Annotated in this window: 19 protein-coding genes, 5 tRNA genes and 1 pseudogene; 5 read left to right on the top strand and 20 right to left on the bottom strand. The window is 58.7% G+C overall.

Features of this window, described 5'->3' with window-relative positions:
- Nucleotides 1-3 precede the first annotated feature (3 nt).
- A complete protein-coding gene (gene emrB, locus OHJ17_RS05750; protein WP_002914342.1) occupies nt 4-1542 on the top strand; it encodes a multidrug efflux MFS transporter permease subunit EmrB in 1539 nt (512 codons plus the stop codon).
- Nucleotides 1543-1678: 136 nt separating this feature from the next.
- Entirely contained in the window at nt 1679-3355 is a 1677-nt protein-coding gene (leuA, locus tag OHJ17_RS05745) for a 2-isopropylmalate synthase (protein WP_004185353.1), read from the top strand.
- On the opposite strand, the gene OHJ17_RS05740 is transcribed toward leuA, so the two are convergent.
- From OHJ17_RS05740 to OHJ17_RS05650, 19 genes are all read right to left on the bottom strand, one after another.
- Entirely contained in the window at nt 3334-4101 is a 768-nt protein-coding gene (locus OHJ17_RS05740; RefSeq protein WP_004149452.1) for an AraC family transcriptional regulator, read from the bottom strand. The two genes, leuA and OHJ17_RS05740, sit on opposite strands and share 22 nt — an antisense overlap.
- Nucleotides 4102-4153: 52 nt before the next feature.
- Nucleotides 4154-4669 carry an S-ribosylhomocysteine lyase gene (luxS, locus tag OHJ17_RS05735; RefSeq protein ID WP_002914351.1) on the bottom strand — a complete coding sequence of 172 codons (516 nt, stop codon included), beginning with the start codon at nt 4667-4669 and terminating at the stop codon, nt 4154-4156.
- Nucleotides 4670-4825: 156 nt separating this feature from the next.
- A complete protein-coding gene (gene gshA, locus OHJ17_RS05730; protein ID WP_002914353.1) occupies nt 4826-6382 on the bottom strand; it encodes a glutamate--cysteine ligase in 1557 nt (518 codons plus the stop codon).
- Nucleotides 6383-6448: 66 nt separating this feature from the next.
- On the bottom strand, nt 6449-6877 hold the full coding sequence (locus tag OHJ17_RS05725) for a YqaA family protein (protein WP_002914355.1): 429 nt from the start codon (nt 6875-6877) through the stop codon (nt 6449-6451).
- On the bottom strand, nt 6874-7440 hold the full coding sequence (yqaB, locus tag OHJ17_RS05720) for a fructose-1-phosphate/6-phosphogluconate phosphatase (RefSeq protein ID WP_004174701.1): 567 nt from the start codon (nt 7438-7440) through the stop codon (nt 6874-6876). The genes OHJ17_RS05725 and yqaB overlap by 4 nt, the downstream gene beginning before the upstream one ends.
- Before the next feature lie 125 nt (nt 7441-7565).
- Nucleotides 7566-7880: a BON domain-containing protein gene (locus tag OHJ17_RS05715; protein WP_002914359.1), complete on the bottom strand. Its 315-nt coding sequence runs from the start codon at nt 7878-7880 to the stop codon at nt 7566-7568.
- A gap of 354 nt (nt 7881-8234) precedes the next feature.
- Nucleotides 8235-8311 (bottom strand) — tRNA-Arg (locus OHJ17_RS05710).
- A gap of 228 nt (nt 8312-8539) precedes the next feature.
- A tRNA-Arg gene (locus OHJ17_RS05705) sits at nt 8540-8616 on the bottom strand.
- A 61-nt stretch (nt 8617-8677) separates the two neighbouring features.
- Nucleotides 8678-8754: transfer RNA gene (locus OHJ17_RS05700), tRNA-Arg, on the bottom strand.
- A 150-nt stretch (nt 8755-8904) separates the two neighbouring features.
- A tRNA-Arg gene (locus tag OHJ17_RS05695) sits at nt 8905-8981 on the bottom strand.
- A gap of 4 nt (nt 8982-8985) precedes the next feature.
- Nucleotides 8986-9078 (bottom strand) — tRNA-Ser (locus OHJ17_RS05690).
- Nucleotides 9079-9400: 322 nt separating this feature from the next.
- Entirely contained in the window at nt 9401-9586 is a 186-nt protein-coding gene (gene csrA / locus OHJ17_RS05685) for a carbon storage regulator CsrA (protein WP_000906486.1), read from the bottom strand.
- Between the two features lie 363 nt (nt 9587-9949).
- Nucleotides 9950-12577: an alanine--tRNA ligase gene (gene alaS / locus OHJ17_RS05680; RefSeq protein ID WP_004174700.1), complete on the bottom strand. Its 2628-nt coding sequence runs from the start codon at nt 12575-12577 to the stop codon at nt 9950-9952.
- A gap of 250 nt (nt 12578-12827) precedes the next feature.
- Nucleotides 12828-13328 carry a recombination regulator RecX gene (gene recX, locus OHJ17_RS05675; RefSeq protein ID WP_002914767.1) on the bottom strand — a complete coding sequence of 167 codons (501 nt, stop codon included), beginning with the start codon at nt 13326-13328 and terminating at the stop codon, nt 12828-12830.
- A 67-nt stretch (nt 13329-13395) separates the two neighbouring features.
- Nucleotides 13396-14454, bottom strand: coding sequence for a recombinase RecA (gene recA / locus OHJ17_RS05670; protein ID WP_002914769.1), 1059 nt, complete (start codon nt 14452-14454; stop codon nt 13396-13398).
- Nucleotides 14455-14544: 90 nt separating this feature from the next.
- Nucleotides 14545-15042 carry a nicotinamide-nucleotide amidase gene (gene pncC, locus OHJ17_RS05665; protein ID WP_002914771.1) on the bottom strand — a complete coding sequence of 166 codons (498 nt, stop codon included), beginning with the start codon at nt 15040-15042 and terminating at the stop codon, nt 14545-14547.
- A 139-nt stretch (nt 15043-15181) separates the two neighbouring features.
- A complete protein-coding gene (locus tag OHJ17_RS05660) occupies nt 15182-16060 on the bottom strand; it encodes a metal ABC transporter substrate-binding protein (protein WP_023286807.1) in 879 nt (292 codons plus the stop codon).
- Nucleotides 16061-16067: 7 nt separating this feature from the next.
- Complete coding sequence (locus OHJ17_RS05655; protein ID WP_004149458.1) at nt 16068-16931, bottom strand: metal ABC transporter permease; 864 nt, start codon at nt 16929-16931, stop codon at nt 16068-16070.
- Nucleotides 16928-17638 carry a metal ABC transporter ATP-binding protein gene (locus tag OHJ17_RS05650; protein ID WP_015958867.1) on the bottom strand — a complete coding sequence of 237 codons (711 nt, stop codon included), beginning with the start codon at nt 17636-17638 and terminating at the stop codon, nt 16928-16930. The genes OHJ17_RS05655 and OHJ17_RS05650 overlap by 4 nt, the downstream gene beginning before the upstream one ends.
- A 277-nt stretch (nt 17639-17915) precedes the next feature.
- On the opposite strand from OHJ17_RS05650, the pseudogene OHJ17_RS26425 reads away from it, so the two are divergent.
- Nucleotides 17916-17996: pseudogene (locus OHJ17_RS26425) on the top strand (hypothetical protein); the annotation flags it as partial.
- Between the two features lie 132 nt (nt 17997-18128).
- On the opposite strand, the gene mltB reads toward OHJ17_RS26425, so the two are convergent.
- Nucleotides 18129-19208, bottom strand: coding sequence for a lytic murein transglycosylase B (gene mltB / locus OHJ17_RS05645; protein ID WP_004174694.1), 1080 nt, complete (start codon nt 19206-19208; stop codon nt 18129-18131).
- A gap of 276 nt (nt 19209-19484) precedes the next feature.
- Between mltB and OHJ17_RS05640 the strand changes: the two genes are divergently transcribed.
- Both OHJ17_RS05640 and OHJ17_RS05635 read left to right on the top strand, forming a co-directional pair.
- Nucleotides 19485-20048, top strand: a complete 564-nt coding sequence (locus OHJ17_RS05640) for a PTS glucitol/sorbitol transporter subunit IIC (protein ID WP_002914812.1) — start codon at nt 19485-19487, stop codon at nt 20046-20048.
- Nucleotides 20045-21025, top strand: a complete 981-nt coding sequence (locus OHJ17_RS05635; protein WP_004149462.1) for a PTS glucitol/sorbitol transporter subunit IIB — start codon at nt 20045-20047, stop codon at nt 21023-21025. The genes OHJ17_RS05640 and OHJ17_RS05635 overlap by 4 nt, the downstream gene beginning before the upstream one ends.
- The last annotated feature ends 12 nt before the right edge of the window (nt 21026-21037 follow it).

Genomic DNA, 21037 nt, shown 5'->3' with positions numbered 1-21037 from the left:
GTAATGCAACAGCAAAAACCGCTGGAAGGCGCGCAACTGGTCATTATGACCATTGCGCTGTCGCTCGCGACGTTCATGCAGGTGCTGGATTCCACTATCGCCAACGTGGCGATCCCGACCATTGCCGGCAACCTTGGCTCGTCGCTGAGCCAGGGGACCTGGGTCATCACCTCGTTCGGGGTCGCTAACGCCATCTCCATCCCGATCACCGGCTGGCTGGCCAAGCGCGTCGGCGAGGTGAAGCTGTTCCTGTGGTCAACCACCGCCTTCGCCATTGCCTCCTGGGCCTGCGGCGTCTCCAACAGCCTGACGATGCTGATTTTCTTCCGCGTCATTCAGGGGATCGTCGCCGGGCCGCTGATCCCGCTGTCGCAAAGTCTGCTGCTCAGCAACTATCCCCCGGCGAAGCGCTCTATCGCTCTGGCGCTGTGGTCAATGACGGTGATTGTCGCGCCCATCTGCGGTCCGATCCTCGGCGGCTATATCAGCGATAATTATCACTGGGGCTGGATCTTCTTTATCAACGTGCCCATTGGCGTGGCGGTGGTGCTGATGACCCTGCAGACCCTGCGCAACCGGGAAACCAAAACCGAACAGCGGCGGATCGACGGCGTCGGTCTGGCGCTGCTGATCATTGGTATCGGTAGCCTGCAGGTGATGCTGGACCGGGGTAAAGAGCTGGACTGGTTCTCCTCCAATGAGATTATCATTCTGACCATCGTGGCGGTGGTGGCGATAAGCTTCCTGATCGTCTGGGAGCTAACCGACGATAACCCGATTGTCGATCTATCGCTATTTAAGTCGCGCAACTTCACCATCGGCTGCCTCTGTATCAGTCTGGCCTATATGCTCTACTTCGGCGCCATCGTGCTGCTGCCGCAGCTGTTGCAGGAGGTCTACGGCTACACCGCGACCTGGGCCGGCCTGGCGTCGGCGCCGGTGGGGGTGATCCCGGTCATTCTGTCGCCGATTATCGGCCGCTTCGCGCATAAGCTCGACATGCGGCGGCTGGTCACCTTCAGCTTTATTATGTACGCGGTCTGCTTCTACTGGCGCGCCTGGACCTTCGAACCGGGGATGGACTTTGGCGCCTCGGCGTGGCCACAGTTTATCCAGGGCTTCGCGGTGGCCTGCTTCTTCATGCCGTTGACCACCATCACCCTCTCCGGCCTGCCGCCGGAGCGGCTGGCGGCGGCGTCGAGCCTGTCGAACTTCACCCGTACCCTTGCCGGCTCAATCGGGACCTCGATCACCACCACCCTGTGGACCAACCGCGAGGCGCTGCATCATGCGCAGCTCACCGAATCGGTGACCCCCTTTAACCCCAACGCGCAGCAGATATACGATCAGCTGCAGGGCATGGGAATGACGCAGCAGCAGGCGTCCGGCTGGATAGCGCAGCAGATAACCAACCAGGGGCTGATTATCTCCGCCAACGAAATCTTCTGGATTTCTGCGGCTATTTTCATCCTGCTGTTGGGGCTGGTGTGGTTCGCCAGACCACCGTTCAGCGCCGGCGGAGGCGGCGGCGGCGCGCACTAAGCCTCACATAAAGGGACCTCCGGGTCCCTTTTTTACGGCGTCAGGTTGTCCAGTTCTCGCTAGTTTCTGTCTCGTTTGCGAAAGCCCGTCACCCTGCGCTCGGGCAGGATAAAGGCTGACCATTAAGGAGAACACTATGCTGAGCCATCCTGCTGAAAAGTACCGTCCCTATCCGCCGATCGCCCTGCCTGACCGCCGCTGGCCAGACCGGCAAATCAGTCACGCCCCGCGCTGGCTCTCGACTGACCTGCGCGACGGCAACCAGGCGCTGGCGGAGCCCATGGACAGCGCCCGCAAACTGCAGTTCTGGGATCTGCTGCTGGAGTGCGGCTTTAAAGAGATTGAAGTCGCCTTCCCTTCCGCCTCACAAACCGATTTCAACTTTGTCCGCCAGCTGATTGACGAACAGCGCATCCCGGAGGATGTCACCATCCAGGTGCTGACCCAGGCGCGAGACCCGCTGATCCTGCGCACCTTTGAGGCGCTGCGCGGCGCCCGCCGGGCTACCGTCCACCTCTACAATGCCACCGCGCCGCTGTTCCGCGAGCTGGTTTTCGGCATGGACAAGGCCGAGGTGATCGCCCTCGCGACCCGCGCCACCCGGCTTATCCGTCAGCAGTGCGAACAGCAGCCGGAGACCCGCTGGCAATATGAATATTCGCCTGAAACCTTCTGCTTCACCGAGCCCGAGTTTGCGCTTGAGATTTGCGAAGCGGTGGCGGATGTCTGGCAGCCCTGCGCCGAGCGACCGATGATCGTCAATCTGCCGGCGACGGTGGAAGTCAACACCCCCAACGTCTATGCCGATCAGATCGAGTATTTTTGCCGCCACTTCTCCCGCCGCGGCGAGGTCTGCATCAGCGTGCACCCGCATAACGATCGCGGCACCGGCGTCGCCAGCGCCGAGCTGGCGGTGATGGCCGGCGCCGATCGGGTAGAAGGCTGCCTGTTTGGCAACGGCGAACGCACCGGCAACGTCTGTCTGGTGACTTTGGCGATGAACCTCTACAGCCAGGGCATCGACCCTGAGCTTCGCTTCGAGCAGATGAACCGGGTGGTGGAGGTGGTGGAAAACTGCAACCAGATCCCCGTTCACCCGCGCCACCCGTGGGCGGGAAGCCTGGCTTACACCGCCTTCTCCGGCTCCCATCAGGATGCGATCAAAAAAGGGTTTGATGCCCGTCAGCCTGGCGATCCGTGGCAGATGCCCTACCTGCCCATTGACCCGCAGGATATTGGCTGCAGCTATGAGGCGGTGATCCGCGTCAACAGCCAGTCGGGGAAGAGCGGCAGCGCCTGGCTTATCGAACAAAATCATGGTCTGAAACTGCCCCGCGGGCTGCAGCAGGACTTCAGCCAGCACGTTCAGCAGGCCACCGATAGCGACGGCAAAGAGATGACCCACCATGCGCTGTGGCAACTGTTCCGCACGCGCTACGGGCTGCAGGCGCAGCCGGCGCTGACGCTGCTCGATTATCAGAGCGCCAGCCAGCAGGATGGCCAGCTTTCCCTGCAGGCAACGCTGCGTCACCACGGCGAAACCCGACGCCTGCAGGGCCAGGGCAACGGCCTGCTCTCCGCCGCAGCCAGCGGGCTCAGCGCGCTGTTTCGGCAGCCGTTTATGATCAAGGACTATCATGAGCATACGCTCGGCGCGCGCAGCGACAGCCGGTCGGTGGCCTATATCCGCTGCGTTTTTCCGCAAGGAGAAAGCTACTGGGGCGTGGGTATCGATAATGACGTGGCGCGCGCCTCGCTGCAGGCGCTGTGCAATGCGCTCAGCGCCGCCGATCAGGCCGGGGGACGAAAATAGTCGCTGGGGGCGACGCCCATCACCCGACGAAACATGGCGCTGAAGGCGCTGTGGCTACCGTAGCCCAGCTCCAGCGCCACCCGCAGCACGGAGTGGCCCTGCGCCAGGCGCACCAGCGCTTCCATTAGCTTCGCCCGGCGCACCCACTCGCTCCACGTCAGGCTAGTCTGCTGCTGAAAATGGCGGTTTAGGGTTCGCTCGCTCATGCTGCACGCCTTCGCCGCCTGGCCGCTGCTCCAGGCCTCCCCCGGCGCCTCGCGTACCTGCTGGCACAGCCGACGCAGCGTTTCGCTTTGCGGCTCCGGCAGGCCAAACGGCAGGATCGCCATCCCGCGGATCTCATCGAGGATCAGTTCATAAATTCTTTCGTCGCGGCTGGCGGGGGCATAGCGTTCCGCCAGCGCCAGGGATGACACGATCAGTTCCCGCAGCAGCGGCGTGATCTGTACGATCTGGCAGCCCGCCGGAAGATCGGCGCGCGCCAGCGGATCGATAAACAGGGTGCGCGCCGCCACGTTGCCGGTCATGCGCAGCGCGTGCGGCGTTCCCGCCGGCAGCCAGACGCCGCGCCCGGGCGGCACCACCCAGTAGCCTACCGGCGTCGCGACCCGCACCACGCCGCTTAGTATATGCAGCAGCTGGGCGCAGTCATGCTGATGCCAGTCTTCCTGGTCACCATGGGCATAATCATGGGCAAAGGGCACCAGTGGGCGGTGCTGAAAGGAGAAGGAAAGCGTCGTCGTCATCGCGGCGTCAGAAGAGCGGCCCGGCGACAGGCGTCGGGCCGTGGCGGAAGCACTAGATGTGCAGTTCCTGCAGTTTTTCTTTCGGCAACGCCAGTTCGTCGTTGCTGTTGATGCGCACATCGCGCTCAATGATATGGCGAGCGATGTCCTGGGCCTCTTCCAGCGAGTGCATGGTGTAAGTCCCGCACTGGTAGACGTTGAGCTCCGGGATCTGGTTCTGATCTTTCACCTTCAGCACATCGGCCATCGCCGCTTTCCAGGCGTCAGCGACGCGCTGCTCGTCCGGCGTACCAATCAGGCTCATATAGAAGCCGGTGCGGCAGCCCATTGGCGAAATGTCGATAATTTCCACGCCATTCCCGTTCAGATGATCGCGCATAAAGCCCGCGAACAGATGCTCCAGGGTGTGGATACCGCGTTCCGGCATCACTTCCTGGTTCGGTACGCAGAAGCGCAGATCGAAAACGGTGATTTCATCGCCATGCGGCGTGTTCATTTTCTTCGCGACACGCACCGCTGGGGCTTCCATTCGGGTATGGTCGACTGTGAAACTATCTAACAACGGCATTCGTCACCTCCGGGAGTGAATTTTTTTAAAATAAAATGAACTCTTTGTTCAGCCGCGAGTCTCAGTATATGAAAGACGCGCATTTATTATCATCATCATCCCTGAATCAGAGATGAAAGTTTGGCCACAGTGATGTGGCCTTTTTCTTTTCCAGCGCTACGCGTGCCGCGCCAGCAGCGCCTCAAACGGCTCGCTGTCTTCAGCTTCCACTTTCTTCTGTCGCGCCACCGACGCGTCGCGCTCGGCGATAAAATCGTCTTCGCTCAGGATCTCCAGCGGCTCTTCGCGCAGCTGCGTCCGGTAACGATCGGCAAGCGCACGGCCGGTACCGCCAATGCCTTCTTCAATCATAGAACGCAGAATGCGGGCTGAGAAGGTTAATTCCGGATCGTCAAAGCAGGCCAGCAGCTCGTCGCAGACCTGCTGATATGCCTGGCCACCGTGGATACTGTCCAGGGTCTGCGCCACGCGGCGTAAATCGCGGAACAGATCTTTGCCCACCTGAGCCAGCGGGAACTGCGCGCTTTCGCAGCCAATCCCCAGCGTTAAGCCCGGCTTACGCCCTTCCAGAATCACCCGATTCCAGTTGGTGCGGGTGCACAGCAGCTCATCGCTGCTCATCTCCGGCGCGTCGGCCAGCGCGCACCAGACCATAAACAGGTCGAGGAAACGCACCTGCTGGGCGTCAACGCCGATCGGCGAGAACGGATTGATATCCAGCGAACGCACTTCGATATACTCAATACCACCGCGCAACAGCGCATCGGACGGGGTTTCGCCCCGACGGGTGACGCGTTTCGGGCGGATCGGCGCATAAAGTTCATTTTCAATCTGCAGAATGTTGCTGTTGATCTGCAGATACTTGCCGTCTTTCTGCAGCCCGATTTTGGCGTACTCTTCCGACGGCGTTTTAATCGCCCGCTTCAATCCTGCCACATACTCGTGCAGATCGTTAAACGTAATTCCGAGATTGCTTTGCGACTTATTGGTATAACCAAGGTCGCTGAGGCGCAGCGAGGTGGCATACGGCAGGTAATACATGCCGTTGCCCGTTTCCTCAAAGGGCAGCGTTGTCGGTTTGCCTTGCAGGAATGAGGAGCAAATCGCCGGCGAGGCGCCAAACAGATAGGGGATCACCCAGCCAAAGCGATAGTAGTTACGAATTGAGCGGAAATAGCCCGCCGAAATGGCCTCTTTACCACTCTCGGCATCCTCCACACCACATTTTGCCTGCCAGAAGGCCATCGGTAGGGAGAAGTTATAGTGCACGCCGGAGATAGTCTGCATCAGCGCGCCATAGCGGTTCTTCAGCCCCTCGCGATATAGCGTTTTCAGGCGCCCCACGTTAGAGGTGCCGTACTGCGCCAGCTCAATATCCTGACCGGGGGCGATATAGCATGGCATACTCAGCGGCCACATCCGCTCGTCGCCAAGCTGACGCGCGGTATAGCGATGGACATCGCGCATAAAGGTCAGCATATGCTCAATATCGCCATCTACTGGCGTAATGAACTCAAGTAAAGCTTCGGCAAAATCGGTGGTAATCCATTTATGCGTCAGCGCTGAGCCTAACGCCGGAGGGTGACCGGTCGTTGCAAGGGTGCCGTCTGCGTTCACGCGCAGCGTTTCCCGCTCCAGACCACGTTGAATACCCTGCAGAGCCTGCGGATGTTTTTCCAGCCAGGCCAGCGCCTGTGATACGTCCGGGATCAATTTGACCTCCCGCCTGTCGAAATCGTTTGAATAAGCATAATTGTAATGGATGAACTGTCAGTCCAATTAGTGCCACCACGTCATGCCCTGAAGCGTCGCTGCCGCAATAGCGATATAGCGCAGCGCCTTACCAAGGCATAAGAAAAAGAGTACCGGTCCCCAGGAAATGCGCATCCATCCCGCCAGCAAACACAGTAAATCGCCGACAACCGGCGCCCAGCTCAGTAAGAGCGTGACCGCGCCGTAGCGCTTAAGCCAGCCGGCCGCCCGCTCCTGCCAGCGCGAGGTTTTGCGCAGCGGAAACAAGCGCCCCAGAATAACGTTAGTTACCCCTCCAAGGCTATTGCCGATTGTTGCTATTAATACTAACCACCACGGATGACTGACCCCCGCAAGTAGCATAGCCACCAGCACAACCTCCGAATTGCCGGGGAGCAGCGTGGCACTTAAAAAGCTACTGGCAAACAGCGAGGTGAGTGACAGCGCGTCGCTCACAGCAAACGCACGTCAACTGCGTCCATTCCCGCGCGCTTCGCCGCCTGCAGACCAAAGTCGGCATCTTCGAAGACGACGCATTTTTCCGGCGCGACGCCCATGCGCTCGGCGCACAGCAGGAAGGTATCGGGCGCGGGTTTATGGTTGACCACATGATCGGCCGCCACCACCGCGGAGAAGTAATGACGCAGCCCCAGGTGCGCCAGCAGCGCTTCGGCGACGGCGCTCTCGCTGCCGGTTCCCACCGACATCGGGCGACGGCCGTGCCATGCCTTAACCACCTCAATCAGCGGCAACGGGCGTACGCTGTCCAGCAGCATCGCTTTGACGGCCTGGGTTTTTTCCTGCGCCAGGCGATGTGGATCGAGATCGGCCTGGTTGAGTTCGATAATCGCCTGGGCGATTCGCCAGGTTGGTGAGCCATTGAGCGCGACCATCGCCTGTTCGTCGAAACGCATACCGTAGCGGCCCAACACCTCGTTCCATGCCTGCCGATGGGTCGGCTCGGTATCGAGAATGGTGCCATCCATATCAAAGATCAGTCCTGCGTAACCTTCGTACATTGTCTTCTCACCAACCGGTTTGGGAATGATTACTGTAACGCAAAAGCCCGCCGTTGTCGCGGCCAGCGGCGCAGACGACAAAGGCGCCCTCAGGCGCCCCCAAACATTAGGCCGGATAACCAGCCTTATTTAATACGCAGATCGTTCTCGACCATTCGCACGCCCTGCACTCGGCGTGTGACTTCTACGGCTCGTTTAGCGCTCTCCGCGGAGGAGACAAATCCGCTCAGCTGGACGCGGCCTTTAAAGGTCTGGACGCTAATTTCTGAGGACTTAATGTCTTTATCGTTAAAGAGCGCCGTTTTCACCTTGGTGGTCACCACGGTATCGTCAATATAGCCGCCCGTACTCTCCTTTGTAGCCGATCCCGCACAGCCAGCGAGGGCCGTCGTTACCAGCAGCGTCGCGCAAAAAGCAGGTATTGCTTTGAACCATTTCATGGATTTCTCTCCTTGCATTTATCTCAGCCTGATAACGCTGATATACAAGGATAAATTATAGTGGAAAGCGCGTCTTGCCAATAAAAAAGTCAGGATGAAGCCAGTGATGGAAAACGAGGTAATCGGGATGGTGAGAGAAGAGTGAAGATTATGCATTCAGAACGGGTGCTGCGATAATTTCGCAGCCTATGCAACAACATCGTCGTTGTTACTGAGGAGAATATGGTGCATCCGGGAGGATGACTCGGCTACGCCTCGCCCTTCGGGCCGTTGCTTACGCAACGTTATCCCCCTGGTGCTGGCGATGATTTCGCAGACCATAAAACAACGTCGTCGCTGTTATTAAGGAGAATATGGTGCATCCGGGAGGATTCGAACCTCCGACCGCTCGGTTCGTAGCCGAGTACTCTATCCAGCTGAGCTACGGATGCATCGGGAAAGCTATTTTACTGCGGGGTTACTCTCCTGGCACTTACGATGGTTTCGCAAACCAGATAACAACAATGTTGCTGTTACTAAGGAGAATATGGTGCATCCGGGAGGATTACTCGGCTGCGCCTCGCCCTACGGGCCGTTGCTTACGCAACGTTATCCTCCCTGGTGCTGGCGATAATTTCGCAGACCATAAAACAACATCGTCGCTGTTATCAAGGAGAATATGGTGCATCCGGGAGGATTCGAACCTCCGACCGCTCGGTTCGTAGCCGAGTACTCTATCCAGCTGAGCTACGGATGCATCGGGATTACTGCTGTAATTCTGATATCAAATTTCGCGATTTGCCATTCTTATTAAAGAATGGTGCATCCGGGAGGATTCGAACCTCCGACCGCTCGGTTCGTAGCCGAGTACTCTATCCAGCTGAGCTACGGATGCATCGGGAAACTTGCTTTACTACGCGTCAGTGTCACAACTAACACATGCCACACTGAGTATGATGGCCTAATCGGTAGAGTGACTCGATTATGCCTCGCACTGCGGGCCGCTGCTTTCACAGCGCTCTTCTCTCTTAATTCAGAAAGAAGATGGTGCATCCGGGAGGATTCGAACCTCCGACCGCTCGGTTCGTAGCCGAGTACTCTATCCAGCTGAGCTACGGATGCAAAATGGCGGTGAGGCGGGGATTCGAACCCCGGATGCAGCTTTTGACCGCATACTCCCTTAGCAGGGGAGCGCCTTCAGCCTCTCGGCCACCTCACCACACACGCCTCTTTCGAGTGCTTCGAAGAACTTGTTTCTGCTCTTCGTCGCTGCGATGGCGCACATATTACTTTCTGGTACTTATAAGTCAAACACTTTTTCGAGACCTTTTTTCGTTTGCACACTTCGCACGCAATTCGCGTGCAAAAACGGCAAAAAGGGCAATTTATCAACAGGAAATCAGCCCTGACGCTGGCATAACGCCAAACGACCAAAGCGGCAAAGGGTAATGAAAAGCGGTATGGCGCAGGGGGAAAAAACAGAAAAAGGGAAAAAGCGGCGGTAAGTGATGCGCCTCACTGCACAGCGAGGCGCGGAAACCTTAGTAACTGGACTGCTGGGATTTTTCAGCCTGAATACGCTGGTAGATCTCTTCACGGTGAACAGACACTTCTTTAGGGGCGTTTACGCCAATACGAACCTGGTTACCCTTCACCCCTAAAACTGTCACAGTGACCTCATCTCCAATCATGAGGGTCTCACCAACTCGACGAGTCAGAATCAGCATTCTTTGCTCCTTGAAAGATTAAAAGAGTCGGGTCTCTCGTATCCCGGCATTATCCATCATATAACGCCAAAAAGTAAGCGATGACAAATACCTTAGGGTATAAGCAGTCATGGCATCACATTCTGTTAAACCTAAGTTTAGCCGATATACACAATTTCAACCCGACTTTATCGTTATCAGTGTTTCTGACGCAAGGTGCCGCAACCCTCTGGTTATGGCACCTATACCCGTCATACTTCAAGTTGCATGTGTGTTGGCTTTCCTCGCTCACCCCAGTCACTTACTTGAGTAAGCTCCTGGGGATTCGCTGCGTCGCCGCCTTCCTGCAACTCGAATTATTTAGGGTAAATGCGTTTATAGTTATTACAGTTTTGCGCTGACCCAGCCTTTCACACTGGCTAACGCTGCAGGGAGAGCAGACGCATCGGTACCACCGGCCTGCGCCATATCCGGACGACCGCCCCCTTTACCGCCCACCTGCTGAGCGACCATACCAACCAGCTCCCCTGCTTTCACGCGGTCTGTCACATCCTTAGACACACCTGCAATCAGAGAAACCTTACCATCCGCTACCGTAGCTAATACAACGATCGTCGAACCGAGCTGGTTCTTCAGATCGTCAACCATGGTACGCAGCATTTTCGGCTCAACGCCGGTCAGTTCGCTGACCAGCAGCTTAACGCCGTTAATCTCTTCCGCTTTGCTGGAGAGGTTTGCGCTCTCCTGCGCCGCAGCCTGCTCTTTCAGCTGCTGCAGCTCTTTTTCCAGCTGACGGGTACGCTCCAGCGCGGCGCGAACCTTCTCGCCGAGATTGTGGCTGTCACCCTTCAGCAGCTGAGCGATATCATTGAGCTGATCGCTCTGCGCATGCAGGATGGCCATCGCGCCTTCGCCAGTCACCGCTTCGATACGGCGCACGCCAGCAGCGGTGCCGGACTCTGACGTGATGCGGAACAGGCCGATATCGCCGGTACGCGCCGCGTGAGTCCCGCCGCACAGCTCCGTGGAGAAGTCGCCCATCCGCAGAACGCGCACGCGATCGTCGTATTTCTCGCCAAACAGCGCCATGGCGCCGGATGCGCGCGCGGCATCGATATCCATAATGTTGGTTTCGATAGCCAGGTTACGACGGATCTGCGCGTTGACCAGGTCTTCCACCGCACGAATTTCTTCCGGCTTCATCGCTTCAAAATGCGAGAAGTCAAAGCGCAGCGCTTTATCATTGACCAGCGAACCTTTCTGCGCCACATGGGTGCCGAGCACCTGGCGCAGCGCCGCGTGCATCAGGTGCGTCGCGGAGTGGTTGAGACGGATACGCTGACGGCGAGCCTCATCTACGTCGGCCTGCACCGCGTCACCCACTTTCAGTGAGCCGCTGGCGACTTTACCGATATGACCAATAGCCTGACCGTACTTCTGCGTGTCGCTGACTGCGAAGGAGAAGCCCGCGCCTTTTAATTCGCCTTTATCGCCCACCTGGCCGCCGGACTCCGCATAGAACGGGGTCTGGTCAAGGATCACCACCGCTTCCTGGCCAGCGCTAACGCTATCCACCGCTTTGCCGTCGATAAACAGGGCGGTAACCTTGCCGTTCAGCTCCAGATGATCGTAGCCTTTAAATTCAGAGGCGCCGTCAACGCGGATCATCGCATTATAGTCGGCGCCGAAACCGCTGGACTCGCGCGCGCGGCGGCGCTGCTCTTCCATCGCGGCTTCAAAACCAGCTTCGTCAACCTTGATGTTGCGCTCGCGGCACACATCGGCGGTCAGGTCGACCGGGAAGCCGTAGGTGTCGTACAGACGGAAGGCGGTTTCGCCGTCCAGGGTGTCGCCTTTCAGCTTCGACAGCTCCTCATCCAGCAGCGCCAGGCCGCGCTCGAGGGTGCGGGCAAACTGCTCTTCTTCGGTTTTCAGCACCTGCTCAACCTGAGCCTGCTGCTGCTTCAGCTCGTCGCCGGCGGAGCCCATCACATCGATCAGCGGGGCAACCAGTTTCCAGAAGAAGGTGTCCTTCGCGCCCAGCATGTTGCCGTGACGGATCGCGCGGCGAATGATACGACGCAGCACGTAGCCGCGGTTTTCATTCGACGGGATCACGCCGTCGGCAACCAGGAAGGCGCAGGAGCGAATGTGGTCGGCGATAACGCGCAGCGACTTGTTCGTCAGATCGGTCGCGCCGGTGACTTTCGCCACGCTGGCGATCAGATCGCGGAACAGGTCGATGTCATAGTTGGAGTTAACGTGCTGCAGCACCGCGGCAATACGCTCCAGACCCATACCGGTGTCGACGGACGGCTTCGGCAGCGGCTCCATGGTACCGTCAGCCTGACGGTTGAACTGCATGAAGACGATGTTCCAAATCTCAATGTAACGGTCGCCATCTTCTTCCGGGCTTCCCGGAGGGCCGCCCCAGATGTGATCGCCGTGGTCAAAGAAGATTTCGGTGCACGGGCCGCACGGACCGGTGTCGCCCATCTGCCAGAAGTTGTCAGAAGCAAACGGCGCGCCTTTGTTGTCGCCGATGCGGATAATACGCTCGCGCGGAACGCCTACTTCATTGGCCCAGATGTCGAAAGCTTCGTCATCGGTCTCGTAAACGGTAACCCACAGTTTTTCTTTCGGCAGCGCGAACCAGTTCTCACCGGTCAGCAGTTCCCACGCGTATTTGATGGCATCCTGCTTGAAGTAATCGCCAAAGCTGAAGTTGCCCAGCATTTCAAAGAAGGTGTGGTGACGCGCGGTGTAACCGACGTTTTCCAGATCGTTGTGTTTACCACCCGCACGCACGCAACGCTGTGCGGTGGTCGCACGCGAATAATTACGTTTGTCGAGACCAAGGAAGACATCCTTGAACTGGTTCATCCCTGCATTGGTAAACAGCAGGGTCGGATCGTTGTGCGGCACCAGGGAGCTGCTGGCAACTACCTGATGTCCCTTGCTATGGAAAAAGTCGAGAAACGCCTGACGGATCTCAGCGGTGCTCTTGCTCATAATTATCCTGAAATCAAGCTACACGTCATCCTTCAAGTCGCCTCTGTCCTGGCTGCGCTTGCTCTTCCGGCACCGAACTGACGTACGTTGCGAAAGAGAGTCTCTCTTGCCGCCCTGATGCAGCTTGAATGATTTTGTGTAAAGGAATAATCGCCCAGGCCGCTGCCTGCACAGTCACAACCAGCGGCCCGACGGAATAAAGTGGGAATAAGATAAGTTTTCTTTACGGCGAAGTAAAATCCCGGATGGGTCAATCTGCAAAATTTCGCCAGATTTCCTGGATATCTTCCATCAGGTAGCCGCGGTAAAGCAGGAATCGCTGAACTTTCACTTTTTCAGTAAAGGCGGAAGGTAACGGTTCGCCGTATTTACGCTGTGCCTGCTCCCTGGCAAGGCTCACCCAGTCGATATCGCATTCGCGCATCGCCTGGTCAACGACCTGGCGCGCAATGCCTTTCTGGCTGAGCTCCTGGCGAATGCGCGCCGGACCATAGCCTTTGCGGCTCCGGCTGGCGATGAACTGGCCGACGAAGCGGTTGTCGTCAAGGTAGCGGTTTTCGATACACCAGGCGACAACCTGCTCCAGCTCGTCGGGGGTGGCGTCCAGCGCCTCAGGACCGTTTTTGCTCATCACCGGAGCGACCAGCTTGCGTCGCAGCTCCTGCTCGCTGTGGTCGCGCATCGCCAGAATGCGGATAGCACGGTCCAGCAGGCGGGCGTAGCCGGAGCGGCGTGATGAAGGTTCAGTCACAGGCACCTCGATAATCTCACAAAGCAAAAGGGCTGCCTAAGCAGCCCTGTCAGTCTTGCAGACGATATCAGAAATCCTGTTCGGTTTCTTCTGCGTCGTTGCCGTCAACAACGAAGTCTGGCTTCGCATCCTGATTGTTGAGCAGCAGTTCGCGCACTTTCTTCTCAATCTCTTTCGCCGCCGCCGGGTTCTCTTTCAGCCAGGTGATCGCGTTCGCTTTACCCTGACCGATTTTGTCGCCGTTGTAGCTATACCAGGCACCCGCTTTCTCAATCAGCTTCTCTTTCACGCCGAGGTCTACCAGCTCGCCGTAGAAGTTGATGCCTTCGCCGTAGAGGATCTGGAATTCGGCCTGTTTAAACGGCGCGGCGATCTTGTTTTTCACCACTTTGACGCGGGTTTCGCTGCCGACGACGTTGTCGCCCTCTTTCACCGCGCCGATGCGGCGAATGTCCAGACGCACAGAGGCGTAGAACTTCAGCGCGTTACCACCGGTAGTGGTTTCCGGGTTACCGAACATCACGCCAATTTTCATACGGATCTGGTTGATAAAGATCAGCAGCGTGTTGGACTGCTTCAGGTTACCCGCCAGCTTACGCATCGCCTGGCTCATCATACGCGCCGCAAGGCCCATGTGAGAGTCGCCGATTTCGCCTTCGATTTCCGCTTTCGGCGTCAACGCCGCGACGGAGTCGACGACGATAACATCAACCGCACCAGAGCGCGCCAGCGCGTCACAGATCTCCAGCGCCTGCTCGCCGGTGTCCGGCTGAGAACACAGCAGGTTGTCGATATCGACGCCCAGTTTGCGTGCATAGACAGGATCCAGCGCATGTTCAGCATCGATGAACGCACAGGTTTTACCTTCACGCTGCGCTGCGGCGATAACCTGTAGCGTCAGGGTGGTTTTACCGGAGGATTCCGGACCGTAGATCTCGACGATACGGCCCATTGGCAGACCGCCGGCGCCCAGCGCGATATCCAGAGAAAGCGAGCCGGTGGAGATGGTTTCCACATCCATGGTGCGGTCTTCACCCAGGCGCATGATGGAGCCTTTACCGAATTGCTTTTCGATCTGGCCCAGTGCAGCCGCCAACGCTTTCTGTTTGTTTTCGTCGATCGCCATTGTTACTCCTAATCATGCAGGGTAAAGCGTGTTCGCTTCGCCGTTAATATTTGTTCAGTTGAGGCAATTATACTGTATGGTCATACAGTATCAAGTGTTTTGTAGAAATTGTTGCCAGAGCAGATTTAGCGCATAGGCCGTCGCCTGACGACGCACCGCTTCGCGGTCTCCGGCAAAGCATTCCCGCCGCGTCACCCCTTGCCCGCTCACGCTGGCGACGCCGAACCATACCGTGCCGACCGGCTTTTCGACGCTGCCGCCATCCGGCCCGGCGACGCCGCTAACGGAGATGGCATAATCCGCACGCGCCGCGCGCAGCGCGCCAATCGCCATCTCCACCACCACCGGTTCGCTTACCGCGCCGTTGTCGCGCAGCGTCGCTTCGCTGACGCCGATCATTTGCGATTTAGCTTCGTTGCTGTAGGTGACAAAGCCGCGTTCAAACCACGCCGAGCTGCCGGCAATATCGGTGATCGCTTTCGCAATCCAGCCGCCGGTACAGGATTCCGCCGTGGTCACCGTCGCCCCACGCGCCTTCAGCGCCCGGCCAATCTTCTCGCTTAGCTGCATTAATTCTGAATCGGTCATTATCGCCCCGCTTTGCTCTGGATAAAGAGGCCATCAAAGATAGCACTTTCGACAGAGATATGGGGATGAAGCGGCGATTTTACGAGGGGGGATCCAGAAATGGGTCGTCCTGTGATAACCAGGACGACCAGACAACCTGTTACTTCATGCTGTTAGCGATAAGCTCAACGTTGTGACGCATCATTTTGACGTAACTATCGGCGACGCCGCCCGGCTTAGATAGCGCTTCCGGATAGAGTTCGCCCCCCGGCTGCGCGCCGGTGGCGCTGGCAATCTGCTTCACCAGCCGCGGGTCAAGCTGGTTCTCCATAAACCAGGTATGGACGCCATCCGCTTTGATTTGCTTAATCAGCGCCGCCACCTGCGCCGCGCTGGCCTCGCTCTCTGAAGAGAGCCCCTGTGGCGCGAGGAAGGTCACGTGATAAGCCCGGCCAAAATAGCCGAAAGCGTCATGGCTGGTCAGGACCTTGCGCTTGGCCAGCGGAATGGCGCTGAATTGCGCTTTCGCCCAGCCGTCGAGAGACGTCAGCTGGTCGATATAGCGCTTGCCGCTGCTGGTCAACGCCGCTTTATCTTCCGGGTCGGCTTTCACCAGACCATCGAGGATATTCTGCGCATACAATGCGCCGTTCGCTGCGCTGTTCCAGGCGTGGGGATCGGTCACCGTTTTACCCTCTTCATCAAGGGCATGGGTCTTGACGCCTTTCGATGCCACCACCAGCTCGCCCTTAAAACCAGAGGCCTTAATCAGGCGATCCAGCCACCCTTCCAGCCCCAGGCCGTTAACCACCACCACGTCGGCCTTGCTGAGCAGCGCGCTATCCTTCGGAGACGGTTCGAAGGTGTGCGGATCGCCGTCCGGGCCGACCAGGGTATCCACATGGACATGCTCCCCGCCGACCTGCTGCGCTATATCACCCAACACCGAAAAACTGCTTACCACATTCAGCGTTTTCGCCATGGCCCCCTGCGCCATCAGGCCGAGGGCCAGCGCGACCACTATTGCACTACGTTTCATCATTTCCTTACCCCATCAATGTGCGCCAACCGACCAGCAGCCGGCTGCGCGTGCCAAAAAATAGCGAAACAAAAAACAGTGCGCTGGCGGTCAGCACAATAGCGGGCCCGGCGGGAAGACTAATCGCCCAGGAGAGGCTTAATCCCAGCCAGGCGCAGAGCGCGCCCATTCCCGCCGCCAGCAGCAGAATGCCCGGCAGCGTGCGCGCCCAGCAGCGCGCGGCGACCGCCGGGAGCATCATTACCCCTACCGCCATCAGCGTGCCGAGCACCTGAAACCCGGCCACCAGATTAAGCACCAGCAGCGCCAGAAAAAGCCCATGCAGCAGCGCAGGCAGCCGCCGGTGATTCACCTGCAGCCAGGCGCTGTCGAACGCCTCGCTGACCAGACCGCGGTAGCACAGCGCAATGCACAATAGCGTCAGGCTGGCGACGCCGCTGACAAACAGCGCCGCATCGCGGTCGACCGCCAGAATGGAGCCAAACAGCAGATGCAGGAGGTCCACGCTGGAGCCGCGCAGCGACACCAGGGTGACGCCCAGGGCCAGCGAGCCCAGATAAAATCCGGCAAAACTGGCGTCCTCTTTTAACGGTGTCCGCCGGCTCACCCACCCGGCCACCAGGGCAACCACGATGCCGGCGATGAAGCCGCCGAGGGTCATGGCCAGCAGCGACATGCCGCTCAGCAGATACCCCACCGCCACGCCGGGGAGAATGGCGTGCGACAGCGCATCGCCCATCAGGCTCATGCGCCGCAGCAGCAGGAAGACGCCCAGCATGGTGGTGCTCAGCGACAGCGCCAGACACACCACGAGTGCCCGACGCATAAAGCCGAATTCAATGAAAGGCTGAAAGAAGGTGTGCCAGATCATGCCGACCTCACATGACTGAAGGCCGGGAGCACCGCCCGGGTAGCGCCCCAGCAGGCGCGCTGGGGAGTCAGCAGCAGCGTCTCGGGGAAAAAGTCGGCCACCCGCTGGTTATCATGCAGCACCGCCAGGATGGTCTGTCCCTGCCGGTGCATCTCGAGGATCAAATCCATTAGTTCGCGACTGGTCGCTTCGTCGATACCGGTGAAGGGCTCGTCGAGCATCACCAGCGGCGCCTGCTGCACCATCACCCGGGCAAATAGCATGCGCTGAAACTGGCCGCCGGAGAGCGCTTCGATCGGCGTTTTCGCCAGGCCCGCCAGCCCGACCCGCTCCAGCACCGCGCCGATGCGTCGCCGGGTGCCGCCCCCCAGACCGCGCAGCAGCGACACGCCGGGCCATGCGCCCTGGCTTACCACATCCTGCACGTTGAGAGGAAACTGCGACTCGAGGGCATGGCGCTGCGCCAGCCAGCCGATCACCGGCCGTTTTCCCTGCCAGCGCAGGCGGCCACTGACCGGCGGAAGAAACCCGGCGAGGGTTTTCAGCAGCGTTGATTTTCCGCAGCCATTGAGGCCAACAATCGCCGTCAGGCTGCCGGGGCATATCATCCCGCTCAGCGGAGGGGTGATCGCTACCCCGTCATAGCCGGCGACCAGCTGCTCCAGTTCAATCATGGCAGCGTCACCGCCCACCAAGTTGCTAACCATAGCGCCGCCAGCAGCACGCCTGCGATAGCCGCGCGCGCCGCGCCGGATGCCATAAAAATCGATGTGAACATATCCCCGCCTCAATTTAATGTTATAACATAACAATAACGAAGCGAAGAAAGAATGTAAATCAGCGTCAGTCAGCGGAAATGTAACAAAGGTCAACAAGAGGCATGGAGACGGGAAAAACGGGGGGATAAGCGCGGCCTCCCCGGCGTCATCCCCCGGTCGCGCTGCGCTTACCGTGGCTAGCAACCGGATACCAGACCGTAACCCGGATAAAGCGCTGGCGAACTCCGCCGCCAACGTGCGGATGACGGCGCGTAACGTAGCCGCAGTGTTGCCGATGGGCGACAAGCTGTCATTGAACTCTCCCCCGGTCGCGCTGCGCTTACCGGGGCTAGCAACCGGATACCAGACCGTAGCCCGGATAAGGCGCTACGCGCCGCTATCCGGGGAGGCTGGGGAAATTGTCAGCCGGATGAAAGGATTAATAACCGCCGCGGGCCTGCGCAACCGCCAGGCCCAGCTGCCAGACGGCCATCGCGTAGTGGGTGCTGTGGTTGTAGCGGGTGATGGTGTAGAAGTTCGGCAGCCCGTACCAGTACTCATAGCCGGTGCCGACGTCCAGCCGCAGCAGGCTGGCCTGCTGATGGTTACCCAGCGGCTGGGTCGGGGTCAGCCCTGCGGCCGCCAGCTGCGAAACGCTGTATTTAGTCTTGAAACCATTCTCCAGCCCCGGGGCCTGCCCCAGCGCCTGCACCGCCACCAGATCGCCGCTCACCCAGCCATGCTGTTTGAAGTAGTTGGCCACGCTGCCGATAGCATCCACCGGGTCCCACAGGTTGATATGTCCGTCACCGTTAAAATCGACCGCATACTGCTTATAGGAGGACGGCATAAACTGGCCGTAGCCCATCGCCCCGGCGAAAGAGCCTTTCAGATCCAGCGGGTCGTCGCTTTCGCTGCGCGCCATTAGCAGGAAAGTTTCCAGCTCCGACGAGAAGTATTCGGCGCGGCGCGGGTAGCTAAACGACAGCGTCGCCAGCGCGTCGAGGATCCGGGTTTTGCCCATCACCCGGCCCCAGCGAGTCTCCACGCCGATAATGCCGACGATGATTTCCGGCGGCACGCCGTAAACCTGATAAGCGCGGTTGAGCGCGTCCTGATACTGATTCCAGAACACCACGCCGTTCTGCACATTATCCGGGGTAATGAACTGTTTCTTATAGCGCAGCCAGGCGCCGGTCGGCCCGGTTGGCGGCAGGCCGGTCGGCGCCTGACGATCCATCAGCCGCAGGACGTAATCCAGGCGCTTTGCCTGCGACAGGATCTCCTGCAGCTGCTGCCTGTCGAAGCCGTGCTTCGCCACCATCTTATCGATAAACTGCGCCGCCGCCGGGTTGTTGGCGAAGTCGCCGCCCATCTGCATCACGTTATGCTGCGGTTCCAGCAAAAAGCCGCCGGTTCCACTCGCCATCTCCGTTTCCGCGGGGGTCTTGGGTTTGCTGCTGCAGGCAGCGAGGAGCACACAAAGGGGAAGTAAAGCCAGATAGCGACGCTTCAACATGGGAATTCCGTTTAACAAATTCAGCAAGGGATAATTATGGTAAAGCATGCGACGACCAACAAGAAAGCGACAATCTGTTTGTAGACAAAATAGTCCTTCAACGGCTCCTCCCCTGCGTGCTTTTATGCCCTGCAACATTTCATCTCGCCCGCATCATCTTTCAAAATAAAATATTTATCTTTCATTTTGCGATCCATTTAACACTTTTAAACCTTTCAAAATGATTAAAATCAGCCTGCGATTAGCAAGAAAAATAACATGCTGAAGGAGAGAACAATGATTGACGTCGTGACCCACGGCGCGGAGTGGTTTATCGGCCTGTTTCAGAAAGGCGGCGAGGTATTTACCGGCATGGTGACCGGGATCCTCCCCTTGCTGATCAGCCTGCTGGTGATCATGAACGCGCTGATCAACTTTATCGGCCAGCAGCGGATCGAGAAGCTGGCGCAGCGCTGCGCCGGAAACCCAATCTCCCGCTACCTGCTGCTACCCTGCATCGGCACCTTCGTGTTTTGTAACCCAATGACGTTAAGCCTCGGCCGGTTTATGCCAGAGAAGTACAAGCCCAGCTATTACGCGGCGGCGTCGTATAGCTGCCACTCAATGAACGGGCTGTTTCCACATATCAACCCCGGCGAGCTGTTCGTCTATCTCGGCATCGCCAACGGCCTCACTACCCTCGGCCTACCGCTCGGTCCGCTGGCGGTGAGCTACCTGCTGGTTGGCCTGGTGACTAACTTCTTCCGCGGCTGGGTCACCGACCTGACCACCTCGATTTTCGAGAGAAAAATGGCGATTCAGCTTTCCCAGAAAGTGCATCTGTCAGGAGCGACATCATGACCCGTATTCGTATAGAGAAAGGCACCGGCGGCTGGGGCGGCCCGCTTGAGCTCGACGCCGTCGAAGGCAAAAAGATCGTCTATATCACCGCCGGCACCCGCCCGGCGATTGTTGACCGCATCGCCAGCCTGACCGGCTGGCAGCCGGTGGACGGGTTTAAAGAGGGGGAACCAGCGGAAAGCGACATAGGCGTGGCAATTATCGACTGCGGGGGCACCCTGCGCTGCGGGCTCTATCCTAAGCGCCGCATCCCGACGGTGAATATCCATGCCACCGGCAAATCAGGGCCGCTGGCCCAGTACATCACGGAAGATATTTATGTCTCCGGCGTCAAAGAGGACAACATCCAGTGCATCGCTCCCGACAGCGCAGGGGTTTCCGAGCCGCCGGCGGAAAACAAGAGCGCGGGTCGCGATTACGACACCAGCAAGAAGATTACTGAACAGAGCGATGGCCTGCTGGCGAAGGTCGGGATGGGCATGGGTTCGGTGGTGGCGGTGCTGTTCCAGGCCGGGCGCGACACCATTGATACGGTGCTGAAAACCATTCTGCCGTTTATGGCCTTCGTCTCGGCGCTGATCGGCATCATCATGGCCTCCGGCATCGGCGACTGGATTGCCCACGGCCTGGCGCCGCTTGCCAGCCATCCGCTGGGGCTGGTGACCCTGGCGCTGATCTGCTCCTTCCCGCTACTGTCGCCGTTTCTCGGCCCCGGCGCGGTGATAGCTCAGGTGATCGGCGTGCTGATCGGCGTTCAAATCGGCCTCGGCAACATTCCGCCGCACCTCGCCCTGCCCGCCCTATTCGCCATTAACGCCCAGGCCGCCTGCGATTTTATTCCGGTAGGCCTGTCGCTAGCCGAAGCCCGCCAGGATACCGTGCGCGTCGGCGTGCCGTCGGTGCTGGTCAGCCGCTTTCTGACCGGCGCACCAACGGTGCTGATCGCGTGGTTCGTTTCCGGATTTATTTACCAGTAAGAGGTTCCTGCA

The sequence above is a fragment of the Klebsiella sp. KP20-425-1 genome (assembly GCF_025813515.1).
Classification (GTDB): domain Bacteria; phylum Pseudomonadota; class Gammaproteobacteria; order Enterobacterales; family Enterobacteriaceae; genus Klebsiella; species Klebsiella pneumoniae.
This window is presented reverse-complemented; position numbering and strand designations above follow the sequence as displayed.